We start from the raw sequence: 18,450 nt of genomic DNA on the forward strand, positions 1-18,450 counted from the left end.
CGGCGTTCGAGCAGCGGGGTTCGGCAACCTCATTGCCGGTCCACGGACCCGGTCGGCCGAGCGGCCGGAAGGCGGGCAGGGTGCGGTGCCCGCTGGGGACGTGGTGAACGGTGCGTGACATGGCGGAGGCTGACACCTGGGCGTCGGGGGTGTCGACCGGTTTCCCGGAACCGGGCGGCGCTCGGCCCGGGAGTCACGCCCTCCGCGCCGCACGAAAATCGGATGCGGCGCGCCCCCGCGGCCTGGATGATCGCGAGGTCGTCCGCCCTCCGCCCAGTCCTGGAGCCCCCGTGATCCGGCGCGTCACCGCCCCCGCCCTCTTCCCACCGCCCACCTATTCCCACGCCTCCGTCGTGGAGGCCGGCACGAAGCTCGCGTTTCTCGCCGGATCCGTGCCGCTCGACGCCGAGGGCAGGATCGTCGGCGAGGGCGACCCCGTACGGCAGGCCGAGCAGGTGATCGCGAACCTGGAGGAGCAACTGCGCGCGATCGGCAGCGACTTGGCGCACGTTCTGTACACCGACGTGTATGTGGTGAGCGGTGAGACCTCGGTGCTCTCCGCCGTCTGGGAGGTCGTGGAGGCCTCCGGGCTCAGTACCGGGCCCCACTCGTCGACGCTGATGGGCGTGGCCTGTCTCGGGTACAGCGGGCAGTTGGTGGAGATCACCGCGACGGCCGCGATCCCGGAGGAGGCGCGATGAGCGACGAAGCGGACGTCACCCTTCGGCGTGCCACCGCCCCGGACGCCGCCGCGGCGGCCGACGTCTGGCTGCGGTCGTTCGCTGCCGCGCTGCCGACGGTCGTGCGGCCCCGGTCCGACGACGAGGTACGGGACTACTTCCGGGACGTCGTCGTGCCGCTGCGGGAGACATGGGTCGCGGAGGAGAGGGGACCGCAGGGACTGAGGATCGTGGGGGTCATGGTGCTCGACGGCGACCTCCTCTCCCAGCTCTACCTCGCCCCCGACCGGCGCGGGCACGGCATCGGGGACCGGTTCGTCGCGCTCGCCAAGGAACGTGGTCCGCAGGGGCTGCACCTGTGGACCTTCCAGGTCAACAAGCCCGCCCATCGCTTCTACGAGCGGCACGGTTTCGTCGCCGCCGAGTACACGGACGGCAGCGGGAACGAGGAGCGGGAGCCGGACGTCCGGTACGTGTGGCAGCCCTGAGGGACCTGACGGCCTTCAGACGTCCGGACACGTGTGGCAGCTCCGAGGGACCTGACGGCCTTCAGCGACGGGCGTTCCTGGCCGGGCCTCCGGCACGTACTCCGGCCACCGACTCCCCGTCGCCGCGCGCCCCTCACCCCACCGAGGGCCTCCCCCAGACCCGCCCCTTGGGCAACGGCCGCGCATACCCTCCCACCTTGCTCGTCCCCAACCCCAGCCCCACCAGCGACTCCGCCAGTTTCACCGCGGCCCCCACCCCGTCCACCACAGGCAGCCCCAGCTTCTCCCCCACCGCCCGTTGCAGCCCGGTCATGCCGGCGCAGCCCAGCACCAGCACTTCGGCCCCCGCGGCGATCGCCCGCTCCGCGGCGGTGACGAAGGCGGCCTCCGTACGGTCCGCGTCGCCGAGTTCCAGGACGCTGAGCCCCGTTCCCACCACCGCGGCGCAGTTGCGGCCCACGCCCGCCAGTTCCAGGCTGTCCTCGATCTGGCCGCAGGAGCGTTCCAGGGTGGTGATCACCCCGTAGCGCCGGCCGAGCAGACAGGCCAGATGAGCCGCCGCCTCCGTGATGTCGACGACGGGGACGTCGACCAACTCCCGGACGCCTTCCCGCCCGTGCTCTCCGAATCCGGCCATGACGACCGCGTCGTAGGCGGGGCCTTCGTAGGTGCGCAGGAGATCGATGACAGCGGCCGCCGACAGGTAGCTGTCGAGCCAGCCCTCGGCCGACTCGGGCCCCCAGCGCGGGGTCAGCCCGGTCACGGCGGTGCCCGGACCGGCCGCGGCCCGGGCACCTCGTACGATCTCCTCGGTCATCTCCTGCGTGGTGTTGCAGTTGGTGACGACGATCCGCACGTCCGTCAGACCTCCACAGCCTCGGTAGACGTAGCCACAGCCGCGCGCTCGTTCCGGCACAGCAGCGCGTACAGTCCGGCCGCCAGGGCCGTGCCGATGAACCAGGAGTACGGGGCGACGTCGCTGAACGTCTTCACCAGGGCGAGGACGGCCGCGACGCCCGCCGACGGCAGGAACGCCCACAGCGCCCTGGGGTTGACGCCCTTCTTGTAGTAGTAGCGGGAGCCGGGGGCGCCGTCGAACAGGGCGTTCGCGTCCACGCGGCCCTTCTTGATCCAGTAGTAGTCGAGCATGATCACGCCGAACAGCGGGCCCAGGAAGGCGCCGAGGCCGCCCAGGAAGTAGTTGACGACGGTCGGGTTGGAGAAGAGGTTCCAGGGGGTCACGACCAGCGCGGCAACCGTGCTGATCATGCCGCCGATCTTGAAACTGATCTTCTGCGGCCAGACGTTGGCGAGGTCGTACGCCGGTGAGACGAAGTTGGCGACGATGTTGACGCCCATGGTGGCGATGGCGAAGGTGAGCGCCGCGACGACCAGGACCCAGGTGTTGCCGACCTTGGCCACCAGCTCGGCCGGGTCGGTGATGGCCTCGCCGAACACCTCCAGCGAACCGGCCGTGACGATCACCGAAACCACCACGAACGCGGTGGAGTTGATGGGCAGGCCCCAGAAGTTGCCGCGGCGGACCGTCTTGTAGTCCGGCGCGAAGCGGGAGAAGTCGCAGAAGTTGAGCATCAGCGTGCCGTAGGTGGCGAGGATCAGGCCGATCGCGCCGAACCACTGGCGCCACTGCTCGCCGACCGACACCGGGTGCGGGGTGGTGGTGAGGGAGATGGTCCAGTCGGCCTTGGCGAGCACCCAGACCGCGAGCGCGATCATGACGATCCAGATCGCGGGACCGCAGAAGTCCTGGAACTTCCGTACCGATTCCATGCCCTGACTGATGATCAGCGCCTGGATCAGCCACAGGGAGAGGAAGGAGACCCAGCCCAGCGCGTCGAGCCCCAGGAAGGAGCTGTGCGTCCAGGACTCCAGACCCGGCCAGGCGGCCAGCAGCATGACGTTCACCGCGACCGAGGCCAGATAGGTCTGGATGCCGTACCACATGATGGCGATCACGGCCCGGATGAGGGCCGGGATGTTGGCGCCCCACACCCCGAAGCTGATGCGGCTGACGACCGGGAAGGGGACACCGTGGCGCTGGCCGATCTTCCCCATCCAGTTCATGCCGATGTAGATGAGCACGAAGCCGACGAGGAGCGAGGTGAAGACCTGCCACACGTTCATGCCGAGGACGAGCAGTCCGGCGGCGAAGGTGTAGTTGCCCAGGTTGTGGACGTCGGACATCCACATGGCGAAGAGGTCGAAGACCTTCCAGTTCCGCTTCTCGGCGGGCGCGAGGTCTTCGTTGGTCAGACGGGGGTCGGGGACGAACGCTGGGGCGCCCGTGGTTGTGGCACGGTCGGCGAGGGACACGGAGCCTCCATGAGACGGGGACGGAGGAGGGTGGCGGAAAAGGACCGCCTGGAACGCCGTTTGGTATACCAAACTGCGGTCATGGTCCTCCCGTCAAGCGTTCTGACCGATGTCGTCTCTGTTAACGCTCCGTAAAACACCTCCGGAGTCGGCGAAGATGGCTCCATGAGCTCCACGACGAAGATCGAACCCCTCGGTGCCGTCCGCGAACGCGTCCTGGCCGCGCTACGGCAGGAGATCATCGCGGGCGGTCTGCGCCCCGGCGACCGTCTGGTCGAACGGGAGCTCGCCGAGCGCTTCGGGGTCTCCCGGGTGCCGGTGCGTGAGGCGATCCGCGCCCTGGTCGCCGAGGGCTTCGTCCACTTCGAGACACCGCGCCGGATCGTCGTACGGCGGCTGACCCCGCAGGACGTCCAGGAGCTCTTCGAACTGCGCGAGGCGCTGGAGGTCTACGCGGCGGGGCTGGCCGCGTCCCGCGCGACCCCCGAGGACCTGGCCGAGGTCGAGCAGCTTCTCGACCGGGCGGCCGCCGCGACCGAGGCGGGCGACGCGGAGACGATCACGGACGTCAACAGCCTGCTGCACGACCGGATCGTGGCCATGGCCGGCAACTCCCTGCTGATCGAAGCCCTCGAACCGGTGGCGGGACGACTGCGCTGGATGACCCGACGGAACGAGGAATGGCCCCAACTCCTCGTAGAACACCGTGAGTTGTACGAGGCCATCGCCTCGGGCGATCCGGAGCGGGCCCGCGCGCACGCCCTCGCCCATGTGCGCACCAACTACGAGTCGACGGTACGGCAGTTGTTCAAAGAGGGACCCGAACTCACCTACTGACGCGCGTACTTGTCCGTCGCCGCCACCATCGCGTCGGCGACCCCCGGCGCACCGGCGTTGTGCCCGACCTCGTCGATCACCACCAGCTCGCTGCCCGGCCAGGCGTGATGGAGCCGCCAGACGATCCCGGTGAGGTTGCCGAAGTCGAGGCTGCCCTGCACGAGGGTGCCGGGGACGCCTTTCAGCAGATGCGCGTCGCGCAGGACGACGCCGTCCTCCCCCAGGAAGTGCCCGTTGCCCCAGTAGTGCGTGACGGTACGGGCGAAACCGAGGCGGAACTCCGGGTCCTCGAAGCGCGCGACCGACCTGGGCGGTGCCGGAATGGTCGCCGTCTCCCAGTCCGTCCACGCCCGCGCCGCCCGGGCCCGCACCTCGGGATCGGGCGACTCGATGAGCCGGTTGTACGCGGCGGCGAGATCGCCGTCCCGCTCGTCGGCGGGCAGCTCCGCCAGAAACCGCGCGAACGCCTCCGGGAAGATCTGCCCGAGTCCCCTGGTGAGCAGGGCGACTTCGGCGTCGGACCCGGTCGCGACCCCCGTCAGCACCACCTCACTCACGGCCGCCGGGTGCGTCTGCGCGTACCGCAGCCCCAGCACCGACCCGAACGACACTCCCCACACCAGCCACCGCTCGATCCCGAGGTGCTCCCGCAGCAGTTCCAGGTCGGCGATGAGACGCGGCATCGTATTGACGCTCATGTCGGTGCCGTACGCGCTCGCCGCCGGCGTCGACCGCCCGGCACCGCGCTGGTCGAGCAGCACGATCCGGTACGCCGCCGGATCGAACAGCCGCCTGAAGTACGGCCCGCTGCCGGATCCCGGCCCCCCGTGCAGCACCACGGCGGGCTTGCCTCGCGGGTTCCCGCAGGTCTCCCAGTAGACGCGGTTGCCGTCTCCGACATCGAGCATGCCGTGGTCGTACGGTTCGATGTCCGGGTAAAGAGGCATCCGGCGAGCCTAGCCCTCGTACGGCGACCAGGTCCCCTCAATAAACCGCCGCCGCCGTGCGCAGCACGTCCCGCAGCATCTGCGGGGTCAGCCGGCCGGTGAAGGTGTTGCGCTGGCTGACGTGGAAGCAGCCGAACAGGTCGATCCCGTCGAGCGGCACCCGCACCCCGTGCCCGAAGACGGGCCGCGGCCGGGGCACGTCCCACCCCGCCGCCGCCAGCGCGGGCAGCGTGGCCTGCCAGCCGAAGGCGCCGAGCACGACGACGCTGCGCAGGGTGGGCCGCAGCAGGTTCAGTTCCTGCACGAGCCAGGGGCGGCAGGTGTCCCGCTCCCCCGGCGTGGGCTTGTTGGCGGGCGGGGCGCAGTGCACGGGCGAGGTGACACGGACGCCGCGCAGTTCGAGCCCGTCGTCGATGCCGACCGACGTGGGCTGCGAGGCGAGACCGATCTCGTACAGCGCCTGGTACAGCACGTCACCGGAACGGTCGCCGGTGAACATCCGTCCGGTGCGGTTGCCGCCGTGCGCGGCGGGGGCGAGGCCGACGATCAGCATCCGGGCGTCCGCCGGCCCGAATCCCGGCACCGGCCGACCCCAGTACGTCTGGTCGGCGAAGGCGGCCCTTTTCGTACGAGCCACGTCCTCACGCCAGTCGACCAGGCGGGGACAGGCCCGGCAGCCCGCGATACGCCGGTCGAGATCGGCAAGAGCATCCACGTCACCACCGTACGACCGCCGCAGGGCCACCCCGGCATTCCGGCCGGACGGGACGGAACGGGGCGCGGCGGGGAAATCCCGTCGGGGTGGGTGGGGCCGGGCGGATAAGGTCGGGGCATGGCTGCTGAACGCGTGGAGAACGGTGTGGGCGACGCCGTGAGCGCCGACGAGGACTCCCGGGGCGGTACCGGGGTGGGTCCGACCGGGGCCGGGGGCAAACCGGTCACGGCCGGCGCCGGAGCGGCCGGGGATCCACAGGTCCCCGCCGGAACGGGTACGGATCCGCAGGTGGCCGCGGCGGTGGCCGCCGCCGAGGCTGCCGGGCCGCAGCAGGGCGAGACGGTGCGCGTCGACAGCTGGATCTGGTCCGTCCGCCTGATCAAGACCCGCTCCGCCGGTGCCGCCGCCTGCAAGGGCGGGCATGTCCGGGTGAACGGTGACCGGGTCAAGCCCGCCCACTCCGTCCGCGTCGGCGACGAGGTACGTCTGGTGCACGAAGGCCGTGAACGGATCGTCGTCGTCAAGCGCCTCATCCGAAAGCGGGTCGGGGCCCCGGTCGCCGTGCAGTGCTACGTCGACAACAGCCCACCGCCTCCGCCGCGCGAGGCCGTCGCGCCGGCCGGAATCCGCGATCGGGGCGCGGGTCGGCCCACCAAGCGGGACCGTCGGGACATGGAGCGCCTGCGGGGCATGGGCGGGCCTACGGGAGCGACGGACGGGCGCGCCGGGGGGCGCTGACCGCCGAGAAGGGCCAGAGGCACCCGTCACGCTCCTCGTCGCAGCAGCCGCAGCAGCTGTGCGTTGTGGCTGCGGCGGGCCCAGGCGATGAGAGCCAGGGGGATGATCAGGATGAGTGGTGTAGCGGCGTTCTCCCCGTCGAAGTAGGAGACCTGGACCACGAAGGCGCCCACCATCAGCCCGCTCAACGCCACCGCCGCCACGGACTGGAGCACCGGAGTCAACAGCGCGATCGCACCGGCGAGTTCGAGCGCGCCGATGGTGTACATCCCCGCGTTGCCCCAGCCCATCTCCGCGAAGGCGTCGGCGGCGGAGGGGTGCGCGATCAGCTTGGGCAGCGCGCTCGCGAACGCGTAGAACAGGGCGAGCAGCACCTGAATGGTACGCAGGGCGATCCGGGCGCGACGGCCGCGGGCGGTCGCGGACTCGGCGACAACGGCACCGGAAGCGGAGTTGAGGGACGCGGCGGTGGTGACGGGGGCGGTGGTCTCGGACATCGGGGTCTCCTGTGGGAAGCGGTCCGTTGTGCTGTCACAGAGATAGACCGACCCCCGCACCGAAACTCATCGCCACCCGGCCGGCGACTTCACCTCCGGTCGCCGCCCGCGCACCGCTCCCCCTCTAGACGGCCTCCGCCCCGTCCGCGCGCACCGCCCGCACCCAGATCCGGTCCTCCGTCAGATACTTGTCCACTCGCAGCCCCGCCTCCCGCAGTGCCTCCTCGAACTGCTCCTTCGTCAACGGCCGTGCCAGGAACGTCTGGGTCCAGACCGCGTCCGGGAACTCGTACTCCGCGCGCACCGCGTTCACCCCGTCCCCGACCGGCTCCGCCGACACCATCCGGACGGTGAAGCCACTGGGGTCGACCCGCTCGCGCGGCAGGTCGGTGTGGTAGTCCTCGCCCTCCCGCTGGATCAGCACGCACCCGCCCTCCGCCACATGCCGGGCGCAGGCGCGCAACATCCCCCGCCGCACCTCGGCGTCGCCGGTGTGCACGAGGAACGACGCGAGCATCACCACGTCGAAGGTCTCGGCCAGGTCCAGGTCCTCGACCGCGGCGCGTATCGTCCGCGCCCCCTGGACGCGGGCCAGCATCTGGGGGGACTCGTCCACCGCCGTGACCCTGAACCCCCGTTCCAGCAGCGGGTGGGTCACCCGCCCGACACCGCAGCCGAGTTCCAGGATGTGTGCCCCCGCCGGTACGGCCGCGGCGATGATGTCCGGCTCGTCGTACACCGGAAGCCGCGCGTACAGCTCCACCGCGCAGCCGTCCGGAGTGATCGCCCCGGGACCGGTGCCCTCATACCCCTCACGCATTTTCAGCTCCATGCCCGCCCAACGGCCCGCACCCGCACGCCCGTTCCCCGGCCGAACACCTTCACCCGTCAGAGCGACCCCTGATCGCCCCCGCCCCCGCCCCCGCCTCCCGTCGGCATCGGAAACCACCCGTGCCCGACATACCAGTGCCCACCCGACCGCAGGTGGTCCCCCACCGCCCGCTCCACCGACGTGCGCCGCGGCAGCGCCTCCACCGGCAGCTCCGGGTCCCCGAACACGAACTGGACCGGCTCGGTGTCGGCCGGTTCGGTGTCCTGCGCGGTGAGCCGGAACCGCTCCTGGAAACGGACGATGTTGGAGTCCGCGGGCAGATACCGCTTCAACTGCGGGTCCAGCAGCCAGGAGTGGCACATCGCCGCCCGGTACTCCTCCTCCGGGTAGTGCGCCCGGAAGAACACGCCCGCCCGCGCCACCGCACGGTCGCACGCGGCCGGGGTCAGCGGGCCGAGGTAGTCGGGGATGTGAAGGTCCAGACTGAGCGTCCCGGCAGCCGCCTCCATCCCGGCCGCGGTGAGTTCGCGCGCCGCCCGCTGCCAGAGCCGTGTCCGCTGGAAGTGCAGGCGCCCCAACTGGTAGAGCTCGCCGCGGAAGTGGAGGACCAGCCACTGCGGGGACTGGACCCCGCACGTCCCGTGCCGTCTGCGGTGGACGGCCATGTTCCGGCCGAGGTCGGTGAGGGTGCGCCGGGAGACGTCGGCGGGGACACCCCGTGCGCGGTGGTACGCGCTCGTGTGCGGAAGGGCGGCGACGCACACGTACGCGGCGAAGGACCGGCGCAGCGCCGCAGGCACCTCGGCGACCCGATGCCCCAGCTGCAGCCCGTCGCCGTACTCGACGATCTGCCCCATGTCGCGCACCAGCGCCTCGACGCACTCCTCAAGGAGCCGCAGCACTCCCGCGTCGGCCACCACCGTCCGGCGCAGCGCGACGAGGACGTTGATGTCCTCGTGCGGTACCGCGAGGTCGAGCAGCACCTCGGCGAGCTCATCGGTGTCCGGCAGCACATGCCCTCCGGCAAGGGGTACGAGGAATACGAAGACCACGAGCAGTACACACCAGGGTCCGGAGTACCAGGAGTACCTTGACAGAGAGGAGTCGTGGTCCCGATGCGTACGGGCAGTGAGCCGACGACCGCGCGCAGTGCGCTGCGGGCCCGGTTCTGGCTGAGCGTGTGGGGGCTGGTCTGGGCGATCTTCGGTACGGCCGCGTTCGCCCTCGCCGGCCGTCCCGGTTGGGCCGCGGCCTGCGGGGTGCTGTGGCTGGTGGTCACCGTCGATCTGGCCCTGATCCTCCGGCACATCCGCCAGGGCCCGCACTACCAGCCGGGCCCCGACGTCCCGCCGTACCGGCCACCGGAGAACCGGTACCCGAACCGGCGCCCCTAGGGAGCCTCACGACTCGAACCGAGCCGCCTTCAGGTACTGCGGGTTCGGGTCCAGCGCGGCGGCCAGCCGGAAATGGCGCTTGGCCTGGTCAGGGCGGGCCTGACGCTCGTAGGTGCGGGCGAGCGCGAAGTGCGCGAACGCGTTGTCCGGCTCGCGCTCCAGGACGATGGTGAACTCCAGTTCCGCAGGGCGCAGTTGCGCGGCCGCGAAGAAGGCACGCGCACGCAGCAGACGGGCGGCGGTGTTCTCGGGGTGCGCGGCGATCACCTGGTCGAGCAGTTTCACCGCGCCCTGCGGGTCCCGCGCGGCGAGCAACTGCTCGGCGGCACGGAAGTCGATGACATGCGTCTCCGGAGTACGTCCGGTCGAACCGCTGGTCTCGGGCACGGCAGAGTCCTTCCCTCACTGGAAGGGTTCAACGCCCGGACAAGGGCCCGCTATTCCTGGGACGTCCGGGGCGAGCCCTGGGACGGGTGGGGCGCGCGGGCCCTTCGTACGAGGTCGTCCCACACGTCCGCCACGCGTCGCCGCAGGTCTTCCAGGGGTACGTCGTTGGCGATGACGATGTCCGCGATCTCCAGGCGCTTCTCGCGCGTCGCCTGGACGGCCATTCGCGCGCGTGCGTCGTCCTCGGTCATGCCGCGCAGCCGGACGAGACGGTCCAGCTGGGTCTGCGGGCTCGCGTCGACGACGATCACGACGTCGTAGAGCGCGGCGAGGCCGTTCTCGGTGAGGAGCGGGACGTCGTGGACGACGACCGCGTCCTCGGCGGCGGCCGACTCCAGGGCGCGGGAGCGGGCGCCGACCAGCGGGTGCACGATCGCGTTCAGCACGGCGAGCTGCTCGGGGTCGGCGAACACGATCGACCCCAGCTTCGGCCGGTCCAGACTGCCGTCGGCGGCGAGCACCTCGGCTCCGAAGGCCTCCACGACCGCCGCCAGCCCGTCCGTGCCCGGCGCGACGACCTCGCGCGCGATACGGTCCGCGTCGATCAGCACGGCACCCCGCTCGACGAGCAGCCGCGACACCTCACTCTTGCCGGCACCGATCCCACCGGTCAGGCCTACCTTCAGCATGAGCCGCAGCTTAGGCGGTGCCGCTGACAGCGCACCCCGCAGGGCTCAGTTGTCGCCCTCCCGCTCGGCCAGGAACCGCTCGAACTCGAGCCCGATCTCGTCGGCGGAGGGAATGTCGGTCGACTCGGCGAGCATGTTGCCGCGGGTCTCGGCGCCCGCCGCCGCGTCGTACTGGTGCTCAAGACCCTGGACGAGGGCCACGAGGTCCTCGTCCCCCTCCTGGATCTGCCGGTCGATCTCGGTCTGGGTGCGGTGGGCGTCGGTGCGCAGCGCGTGCGCGATGCCGGGCAGGACCAGACCGGTGGCGGCGGTGATGGACTCCAGGACGGTCAGGGCCGCGTCCGGGTACGGGGAACGCGCGATGTAGTGAGGGACGTGCGCGGCGACGCCCAGGACGTCGTGTCCGGCCTCCATGAGGCGGTACTCGACGAGCGCCTCGGCGCTGCCGGGGACCTGCGCCTCGTCGAAGGGGCTGCGGTGGCCCGGCACCAGGTCGTTGCGGTTGCCGTGCGGGGTGAGGCCGACGGGGCGGGTGTGCGGGACGCCCATGGGGATGCCGTGGAAGTTCACGGACAGCCGGACGCCGAGCCGCTCCACGATCTGCTGGACGGCCGCCGCGAAGCGCTCCCACTCCACGTCCGGCTCGGGGCCCGACAGCAGCAGGAAGGGCGCCCCGGTGGCGTCCTGGACGAGTCGCACCTCGATCGAGGGGACCTCGTACTCCGTCCAGCGGTCGCGCTTGAAGGTGAGCAGCGGACGGCGGGCGCGGTAGTCCACGAGCCGGTCGTGGTCGAAGCGGGCCACGACCTGGTGGGGCAGCGAGTCGAGCACACGGTCGACGATCTGGTCGCCGGTCTCACCCGCGTCGATGTATCCGTCGAAGTGGTAGAGCATGACAAGACCGGCCGACTCCTGGGCGAGCGCCATGTCGACGACAGCCAGGCCCTTCGGCTCCCATGCGTACAAACCCTGCGGATCAAGCACAGTGACCGCTCCTCCTCGTGTTCATACGCTTCAACGCCCCCTGGAGCAGGGGCATTCCCACGAGGACCTCTGATCAGCCGCCTCTTAGGCCCTTTTCATGACTGAAGGGCCGCACCTCGAAAGGTACGGCCCCTCAGTTAGCTGCTAAGCCTCAGCGAGCCAGCGTTCAGCTCTGGCCACCCGCGAGCTTCTCGCGAAGCGCGGCGAGCGCCTCGTCGGAAGCCAGCGCACCGGAGGTGTCCGCACCCTCGGAGGAGTACGAACCGCCGCCACCGCCCGCGGCCGGAGCCGCACCGGCGGCGTCGCCACCCTCGGCAGCGGCGGCCTCGTCGGCCTCGCGGCTCTTGATGACCTGCTGCTGGTGCTGCTCGAAGCGGGACTGCGCCTCGGCGTACTGGTTCTCCCAGACCTCACGCTGCGACTCGAAGCCCTCGAGCCAGTCGTTGGTCTCGGGGTCGAAGCCCTCGGGGTAGATGTAGTTGCCCTGGTCGTCGTAGGACGCGGCCATGCCGTACAGGGTCGGGTCGAACTCGACCGAGGCCGGGTCGGCACCGAAGGACTCGTTGGCCTGCTTCAGCGAGAGGCTGATGCGACGACGCTCGAGGTCGATGTCGATGACCTTGACGAAGATCTCGTCGTTGACCTGGACGACCTGCTCCGGGATCTCCACGTGGCGCTCGGCCAGCTCGGAGATGTGGACCAGACCCTCGATGCCCTCGTCCACGCGGACGAACGCACCGAACGGAACCAGCTTCGTGACCTTACCCGGAACGACCTGGCCGATCTGGTGGGTACGGGCGAACTGCTGCCACGGGTCCTCCTGCGTCGCCTTCAGCGACAGGGAGACACGCTCGCGGTCCATGTCGACGTCGAGGACCTCGACGGTGACTTCCTGGCCGACCTCGACAACCTCGGAGGGGTGGTCGATGTGCTTCCAGGAGAGCTCGGAGACGTGGACCAGACCGTCGACGCCACCCAGGTCCACGAAGGCACCGAAGTTGACGATCGAGGAGACCACACCGGAACGGACCTGACCCTTCTGGAGGGTCGTGAGGAACGTCTGGCGGACCTCGGACTGGGTCTGCTCCAGCCAGGCACGGCGGGACAGGACCACGTTGTTGCGGTTCTTGTCCAGCTCGATGATCTTCGCCTCGAGCTCCTTGCCCACGTAGGGCTGGAGGTCGCGGACGCGGCGCATCTCGACCAGGGAGGCCGGGAGGAAGCCACGGAGGCCGATGTCGAGGATGAGACCACCCTTGACGACCTCGATGACGGTACCGGTGACGATCCCGTCCTCTTCCTTGATCTTCTCGATGGTGCCCCAGGCACGCTCGTACTGGGCGCGCTTCTTCGAGAGGATCAGGCGGCCTTCCTTGTCTTCCTTCTGGAGGACAAGGGCCTCGATCTCATCGCCCACGGCGACGACCTCGTTGGGGTCGACGTCGTGCTTGATGGAGAGCTCGCGGCTCGGGATAACGCCTTCGGTCTTGTAACCGATGTCGAGCAGGACCTCGTCCCGGTCGACCTTCACGATGACGCCGTCGACGATGTCGCCGTCGTTGAAGTACTTGATCGTTTCGTCGATCGCGGCGAGGAAGGCTTCCTCGTTACCGATGTCGTTGACCGCAACCTGCGGGGTGGTGGCGGTGGTCTCGGTGCTGCTCGTCATGTGGGAAAGGGCTCCGGTTACGGACAGAAAGTCGTAGGTACTGCTACGCCGGGAGCCCGTATCGCTCTGATGAAGCCGGACAGCCAAGGAAGCGCCCCACCAGTGAACTGGTGATGGCGCCTCGAAAACCGAGGGGACATACAACAGATGCGAGCGCAGCCTGCTACGTCTGAGGTGCGCAGGCCCGCAGCGCAACTTGTAGCATACGGGGGCAGCCGGGCAGGGTCAATGCGCGAAGGCGCACACCCGGGGCGGATCGCCGCATACCCGGCACAAGAACTGTCTCTGGAGGCCACGCAGGCCTGAGACACCTCTTCCGTGACACCCGTGGGGACGGGTTGGAGGGAAGAGTACGACGAGGGAGCCGATCATCCAAGAGCCCACTTCTTCCGAGTCCGAGTTCGAGCCGGAGGCCACGCGGCGGGACGCCGGAGCCGCCGAGAGCTCCCGGGCCAACCGCGGCTGGTGGGACCGGAACGCCGACGAGTACCAGGTGGAACACGGCACGTTCCTCGGTGACGACCGCTTCGTGTGGGGCCCCGAGGGCGTGGACGAGGTGGAGGTCGAGCTGCTCGGCCCCGCGGAGGACCTCAAGGACAAGCGGGTCCTGGAGATCGGTGCCGGCGCGGCCCAGTGCTCGCGCTGGCTCGCCGCGCAGGGCGCCCGCCCGGTCGCGCTCGACATCTCGCACCGCCAGCTCCAGCACGCCCTGCGCATCGGCGGCGCCTTCCCCCTGGTCTGCGCCGACGCAGGCGCCCTCCCCTTCGCGGACGCCTCCTTCGACCTGGCGTGCTCGGCGTACGGGGCGCTGCCGTTCGTCGCCGACCCCGTGCGGGTGCTGGCGGAGGTGCGGCGGGTGCTGCGCCCGGGCGGCCGTTTCGTGTTCTCGGTGACGCACCCGATCCGCTGGGCGTTCCCGGACGAGCCCGGCCCCGAGGGGCTGAGCGTCTCCGCCTCCTACTTCGACCGCACGCCGTACGTCGAGCAGGACGAGCAGGGCCGCGCGGTGTACGTCGAGCATCACCGCACGATCGGCGACCGCGTCCGGGACATCGTGGCGTCGGGATTCCGTCTCGTGGACCTGGTGGAGCCGGAGTGGCCGGTCTGGAACACCTCGGAGTGGGGCGGCTGGTCGCCGCTGCGCGGAAATCTGATCCCGGGAACGGCGATCTTCGTGTGCGAGCGGGACGCCAGGAGCTGACCCGCGGCGGTGCCCGGGGCCCTCAGTCCGGCAGGTCGGTCCCGGGGCCGGCGGTGGGGTCCTCGGCCAGCCAGCGGGACACGATCCCCTCGACGGCCCGCTGACCACCGCGCTGCTTGATCAGCCCCTCCTTGGCGGCGCCCCGGACGTGGACCGTGCTGCCCGCGCCGTCGGCCGCGGTGACGACGAGCGTGACGACGGCCGGGTTGAGCCCGCCGAACCCGGTCCCCATGACCGCGCGGACGGCGTGGCCGCCGCTGGGGAGGGCCACGACGGCAAGCGGCGGCACACAGTCCGCCACCACCCGCTCCGCCAGTGCCAGCGCCGCCTCCGGCGTCAGGTCGGTGTCGAGGCGGATCTCCTGTACGTCCTTCTTCAGCCGTCGGGCCACGAGGCGGGTGAGCCTTCCCTGCGCGCCCACGGACTGGGCGACGCCGCCCAGGTGGTGGTCGAGCGTCATGTCCTCGTCGGGCAGTGGCATGTCTTGTTCAGGCAGCGGCATGCGGTGACGATAGCGACAGCGACGTGCCCGAGACTGGTCAGGTGATCCGCAGCGACGCCCTCGACCGGCTGCCCGTACGTTCCGCCCTGCCCGCCCTGCGTACGGCGCTCGACGACCACGGCACCGCCGTCCTCGTCGCGCCGCCCGGCACCGGCAAGACCACCCTCGTGCCGCTGGTCCTTGCGGGTCTCCTGGACGCCGACGCTCCCGCGCGTCGGGTGCTCGTGGCCGAGCCGCGGCGTATCGCGGCCCGCGCCGCCGCCCGGCGGATGGCGTGGCTGCTGGGCGAGAAGGCCGGCGACAGCGTCGGCCACACCGTGCGCGGGGAGCGGGTCGTCGGGCGGCACACGCGCGTGGAGGTCGTCACGACCGGTGTGCTGCTCCAGCGGCTCCAGCGGGACCAGGAGCTCACGGGCGTCGACGTGGTGGTGCTCGACGAGTGCCACGAACGGCATCTGGACGCGGACACCTCCGCCGCGTTCCTGTGGGACGTACGGCAGACACTGCGGCCGGAGCTGCGGCTGGTGGCCGCGTCGGCGACCACGGACGCGGAGGGTTGGGCGCGGCTGCTGGGCGGGGCGCCGGTCGTGGCGGCGGAGGGGGCCTCGTATCCGGTGGACGTGGTCTGGGCGCCGCCGGTCAGGCCGGTACGGCCGCCGCACGGGATGCGGGTCGATCCGGCGCTGCTCGCGCACGTGGCGTCGGTGGTACGGCGGGCGCTGGCCGAGCGGACGGGGGACGTGCTGTGCTTCCTGCCGGGCGTCGGCGAGATCGCGCGGGTCGCCGGACAGCTGGGCGGCCTCGGGGACGTCGAGGTGCTCCAGGTGCACGGGCGTGCTCCGGCGGCCGTGCAGGACGCGGTGCTGGCTCCGGCGGAGCGGCGCCGGGTGGTGCTGGCAACGTCGGTCGCCGAGTCCTCGCTGACGGTTCCCGGGGTGCGGGTGGTCGTGGACTCCGGGCTGGCCCGGGAGCCGCGGGTCGATCACGCGCGCGGGCTGAGCGCGCTGACGACCGTACGGGCATCGCGGGCGGCCGGGCGGCAGCGGGCGGGGCGGGCCGGGCGTGAGGCGCCCGGGGCGGTGTACCGGTGCTGGGCCGAGGCCGAGGAGGCGCGTCTGCCGCTGTTCCCCGCGCCGGAGATCAAGGTGGCCGACCTGACGGCGTTCGCGCTCCAGGCGGCCTGCTGGGGCGATCCCGACGCGTCCGGGCTGGCGCTGCTGGACCCGCCGCCGGGCGGGGCGATGGCGGCGGCGCGGGGCGCTCTCACGGCGGTGAACGCGGTGGACTCCGCCGGGCGGGCCACGGAACGGGGCGTGCGGCTGGCCCGGATGGGACTGCATCCCCGGCTGGGGAGGGCGCTGCTGGACGCTCCCGGGGACGCCGCGGAGGTGGTGGCGCTGCTGTCGGAGGACGTCCCGCGGGAGTACGGCGACGATCTCGCGGCTGCTCTTCGGACTGCTCGGCGTGGAGGCGACGCCTACGCGGGGCGCTGGCGGACCGAGGTACGGCGACTGCGGGCAGTCTCCACGGGGGTTTCCGACCCGCCCACTCGTGACTCCCCTCCGGCGCCGACGGTCGCCGGCGGCGACGACCGCCTCGCCGGACTCGTCGCCGCCCTCGCCTTCCCCGAGCGGGTCGCCAAGGCCGACGGTGGCTCCTATCTCATGGCGTCCGGTACCCGCGCCGAGCTGTCGGACGGTTCCGTGTTGCGCGGTGCCCCCTGGATCGCGGTGGCCGTCGCCGATCGGCCCGTCGGGAAAGGGCACGCGCGGGTGCAGCTCGCCGCGGGCCTGGACGAGGAGACGGCGCGGGCGGCCTGCGCGTCGATGTACTCCGAGGCTCAGGAGGTCCACTGGGCCGGCGGGGACGTCGTCGCGCGGCGCGTCGAGCGGCTCGGGGCGATCGAGCTGACCGCACGGCCGTTGAGGAACGCCGACGCCGGCCTCGTGCGCGAGGCACTGCTCGAAGGGCTGCGGCAGGACGGGCTGGGGTTGTTGCGCTGGTCGCCGGAGGCGGGCGTACTGCGGCAGCGGCTCGCGTTTCTGCGGCTTCACCTCGGCGCGCCCTGGCCCGATGTGTCCGACGAGGCGCTCCACGCGCGCGTGGACGAGTGGTTGGAGCCGGAGCTGAGCCGTGCGCGGCGGCGGGGCGATCTGGCGCGGATCGACGCCGGGGAGGGGTTGAACCGGCTGCTGCCGTGGGCGTCGGGTGAGGCGGGGCGGCTCGACGAGCTCGCGCCCGAGCGGATCGCGGTGCCGAGCGGGTCCAGGATCCGGATCGACTACGCGGAGCCGGAACAGCCGGTTCTCGCCGTGAAGTTGCAGGAGATGTTCGGGCTGCAGGAATCGCCGCGGATCGCCGGGGTGCCGCTGCTCGTCCATCTCCTCTCCCCCGCCGGGCGGCCCGCGGCCGTCACCGCCGATCTCGCCTCCTTCTGGAAGGACGGCTACAAGGGCGTGCGGGCGGAGCTGCGCGGCCGGTATCCGAAGCATCCGTGGCCGGAGGACCCGGCGTCCGCCGAGCCCACTCGGCACACGAACGCGCGTCTCAGGCGGTGACCGGTTCCGGTTCGTCGGCGGTCGTGGGCACGGGGTCGTCCGGGCGGCGGCTGCGGGCCTCCAGCCACAGGGAGAGGGCGAGGAGCAGGACCGCGAGGGTCAGAAAGCCCCAGGGAAGGTACGTCGTCATCATCAGGACCAGCAGCCGGTTGGACTTGACCAGGTCGACCGTGTGCTCGATGTAGTCCTCGCGCATCTTCACGTGGCCGTCGAACGCGGTGACCTTCTCGCGGTCGCCGAGGAGGGTGCCACCGCGGAGTTCCTCCTTGTGGATCTCCTCGCCGTAGACGGGGGCGCCGGTGACGGGCTCGACCCAGAACTTGCGGACCGTGGTGTACCAGCGGGTCATGCCGGTCTTGGCGATCTGCTCGGGGGTGATGCCCGCGACGGGCAGCTTCTTGGGGAACCTGACCTGGGTCCAGGGGATGGTCTGCTCGAAGTAGTAGACCTCCAGGCCGCGGAAGTTCCGCGTCCCCTTGTAGTGGATGGGGCTGCTGGTGCGGGTCTGCGCGTCGAAGTACTCGTAGTCCCGCTTCTCCGTCCGGAACGGCCACTTGAACTCGATGCCCTCGCGTTTGACCGGGTCGCCGTCGACCATCTCGCCGGTGGCGTGGACGGGGGCCTGGCTGTGGGCGTCGAAGATGTAGCGCTCGGGGATGTAGGCGACCATCTTGCCGTCGGGGTCCTGGGCGTAGGACAGGCTGTCCCAGACGACGACGTCCCGGCCCAGCGTCTTCTCGATCTTCTCCGAGGCCTCCACGTTGCCCTTGAGGGTCTGCACGATGGTGATCTTGGAGACCTTCTTCTCCTGCAACGCGTTGTCGACGAGGGTGGCGTCCTTCGCCTCCAGGACCATGTCCTGGTACTGGTCGGCCGGGACCTTGGCCAGGCGCGGGAAGGCGTACCAGCGCAGCATCGGGGACAGCGCCGCGAAGAACACGGCGAGGGCGAGCAGGATCAGGCTGGCCTTGCGGCGCATCTCGGCCTCCCTCCCGGGC

General features: G+C 71.1%; 20 protein-coding genes. 7 read left to right on the forward strand and 13 right to left on the reverse strand.

Annotation, left to right across the window (positions count from 1 at the left end):
• Positions 1-290 precede the first annotated feature (290 nt).
• Together ACIHIX_RS23105 and ACIHIX_RS23110 are read left to right on the forward strand one after the other, a co-directional pair.
• Positions 291-701, forward strand: a complete 411-nt coding sequence (locus ACIHIX_RS23105) for a RidA family protein (protein ID WP_399959057.1) — start codon at positions 291-293, stop codon at positions 699-701.
• The gene (locus ACIHIX_RS23110; RefSeq protein ID WP_399959059.1) at positions 698-1,168 is read left to right on the forward strand and encodes a GNAT family N-acetyltransferase; all 471 of its coding nucleotides are present in this window, start codon (positions 698-700) and stop codon (positions 1,166-1,168) included. Before ACIHIX_RS23105 ends, ACIHIX_RS23110 begins: the two co-directional genes overlap by 4 nt.
• 133 nt (positions 1,169-1,301) lie before the next feature.
• Here the strand turns inward: ACIHIX_RS23110 and ACIHIX_RS23115 are convergent, their stop codons facing one another.
• Positions 1,302-2,024, reverse strand: coding sequence for an aspartate/glutamate racemase family protein (locus ACIHIX_RS23115; RefSeq protein ID WP_399959061.1), 723 nt, complete (start codon positions 2,022-2,024; stop codon positions 1,302-1,304).
• Between the two features lie 5 nt (positions 2,025-2,029).
• Entirely contained in the window at positions 2,030-3,502 is a 1,473-nt protein-coding gene (locus ACIHIX_RS23120; RefSeq protein WP_399959062.1) for an NCS1 family nucleobase:cation symporter-1, read from the reverse strand.
• A 165-nt stretch (positions 3,503-3,667) separates the two neighbouring features.
• Here ACIHIX_RS23120 and ACIHIX_RS23125 point away from each other — a divergent pair, with 165 nt between their 5' ends.
• Positions 3,668-4,339 carry a GntR family transcriptional regulator gene (locus ACIHIX_RS23125; RefSeq protein WP_399959064.1) on the forward strand — a complete coding sequence of 224 codons (672 nt, stop codon included), beginning with the start codon at positions 3,668-3,670 and terminating at the stop codon, positions 4,337-4,339.
• Here ACIHIX_RS23125 and pip read toward each other — a convergent pair.
• Positions 4,333-5,286 (reverse strand): prolyl aminopeptidase, encoded by a 954-nt coding sequence (gene pip / locus ACIHIX_RS23130; RefSeq protein WP_399959066.1) that lies wholly within the window; start codon positions 5,284-5,286, stop codon positions 4,333-4,335. The genes ACIHIX_RS23125 and pip overlap by 7 nt on opposite strands.
• A 37-nt stretch (positions 5,287-5,323) precedes the next feature.
• Positions 5,324-6,001 (reverse strand): uracil-DNA glycosylase, encoded by a 678-nt coding sequence (locus ACIHIX_RS23135; protein WP_399959068.1) that lies wholly within the window; start codon positions 5,999-6,001, stop codon positions 5,324-5,326.
• A 117-nt stretch (positions 6,002-6,118) separates the two neighbouring features.
• On the opposite strand from ACIHIX_RS23135, the gene ACIHIX_RS23140 reads away from it, so the two are divergent.
• Positions 6,119-6,739 (forward strand): RNA-binding S4 domain-containing protein, encoded by a 621-nt coding sequence (locus ACIHIX_RS23140; RefSeq protein WP_399959070.1) that lies wholly within the window; start codon positions 6,119-6,121, stop codon positions 6,737-6,739.
• Between the two features lie 26 nt (positions 6,740-6,765).
• On the opposite strand, the gene ACIHIX_RS23145 is transcribed toward ACIHIX_RS23140, so the two are convergent.
• The 3 genes from ACIHIX_RS23145 to ACIHIX_RS23155 form a co-directional block, all read right to left on the reverse strand.
• Positions 6,766-7,236, reverse strand: a complete 471-nt coding sequence (locus tag ACIHIX_RS23145; RefSeq protein WP_399959072.1) for a DoxX family protein — start codon at positions 7,234-7,236, stop codon at positions 6,766-6,768.
• 124 nt (positions 7,237-7,360) lie between these two features.
• Complete coding sequence (locus ACIHIX_RS23150; protein ID WP_399959074.1) at positions 7,361-8,056, reverse strand: class I SAM-dependent methyltransferase; 696 nt, start codon at positions 8,054-8,056, stop codon at positions 7,361-7,363.
• A 68-nt stretch (positions 8,057-8,124) separates the two neighbouring features.
• Positions 8,125-9,081: an acyltransferase domain-containing protein gene (locus tag ACIHIX_RS23155; protein ID WP_399959421.1), complete on the reverse strand. Its 957-nt coding sequence runs from the start codon at positions 9,079-9,081 to the stop codon at positions 8,125-8,127.
• Between the two features lie 102 nt (positions 9,082-9,183).
• Between ACIHIX_RS23155 and ACIHIX_RS23160 the strand changes: the two genes are divergently transcribed.
• Positions 9,184-9,462, forward strand: a complete 279-nt coding sequence (locus ACIHIX_RS23160; protein WP_399959076.1) for a DUF6343 family protein — start codon at positions 9,184-9,186, stop codon at positions 9,460-9,462.
• A 6-nt stretch (positions 9,463-9,468) separates the two neighbouring features.
• Here the strand turns inward: ACIHIX_RS23160 and ACIHIX_RS23165 are convergent, their stop codons facing one another.
• The 4 genes from ACIHIX_RS23165 to rpsA form a co-directional block, all read right to left on the reverse strand.
• Positions 9,469-9,849, reverse strand: a complete 381-nt coding sequence (locus ACIHIX_RS23165; RefSeq protein ID WP_399959078.1) for a tetratricopeptide repeat protein — start codon at positions 9,847-9,849, stop codon at positions 9,469-9,471.
• Positions 9,850-9,899: 50 nt separating this feature from the next.
• Positions 9,900-10,538 (reverse strand): dephospho-CoA kinase, encoded by a 639-nt coding sequence (gene coaE, locus ACIHIX_RS23170; RefSeq protein WP_399959079.1) that lies wholly within the window; start codon positions 10,536-10,538, stop codon positions 9,900-9,902.
• Between the two features lie 45 nt (positions 10,539-10,583).
• Positions 10,584-11,522, reverse strand: coding sequence for a PAC2 family protein (locus tag ACIHIX_RS23175; RefSeq protein WP_399959081.1), 939 nt, complete (start codon positions 11,520-11,522; stop codon positions 10,584-10,586).
• A 166-nt stretch (positions 11,523-11,688) separates the two neighbouring features.
• Positions 11,689-13,191, reverse strand: coding sequence for a 30S ribosomal protein S1 (gene rpsA / locus ACIHIX_RS23180; RefSeq protein WP_399959083.1), 1,503 nt, complete (start codon positions 13,189-13,191; stop codon positions 11,689-11,691).
• A 367-nt stretch (positions 13,192-13,558) separates the two neighbouring features.
• Here rpsA and ACIHIX_RS23185 point away from each other — a divergent pair, with 367 nt between their 5' ends.
• A complete protein-coding gene (locus ACIHIX_RS23185; RefSeq protein WP_399959423.1) occupies positions 13,559-14,392 on the forward strand; it encodes a class I SAM-dependent methyltransferase in 834 nt (277 codons plus the stop codon).
• Between the two features lie 22 nt (positions 14,393-14,414).
• On the opposite strand, the gene ACIHIX_RS23190 is transcribed toward ACIHIX_RS23185, so the two are convergent.
• Positions 14,415-14,894 carry a hypothetical protein gene (locus tag ACIHIX_RS23190; RefSeq protein WP_399959085.1) on the reverse strand — a complete coding sequence of 160 codons (480 nt, stop codon included), beginning with the start codon at positions 14,892-14,894 and terminating at the stop codon, positions 14,415-14,417.
• 41 nt (positions 14,895-14,935) lie between these two features.
• On the opposite strand from ACIHIX_RS23190, the gene hrpB reads away from it, so the two are divergent.
• Positions 14,936-17,452: an ATP-dependent helicase HrpB gene (hrpB, locus tag ACIHIX_RS23195; RefSeq protein ID WP_399959425.1), complete on the forward strand. Its 2,517-nt coding sequence runs from the start codon at positions 14,936-14,938 to the stop codon at positions 17,450-17,452.
• Here the strand turns inward: hrpB and ACIHIX_RS23200 are convergent.
• Positions 17,442-18,431 carry a DUF3068 domain-containing protein gene (locus ACIHIX_RS23200; protein WP_399959087.1) on the reverse strand — a complete coding sequence of 330 codons (990 nt, stop codon included), beginning with the start codon at positions 18,429-18,431 and terminating at the stop codon, positions 17,442-17,444. The genes hrpB and ACIHIX_RS23200 overlap by 11 nt on opposite strands.
• Positions 18,432-18,450: the final 19 nt, after the last annotated feature.

The sequence above is a fragment of the Streptomyces sp. NPDC051913 genome (genome assembly GCF_044593635.1).
Taxonomy (GTDB): Bacteria; Actinomycetota; Actinomycetes; order Streptomycetales; family Streptomycetaceae; genus Streptomyces.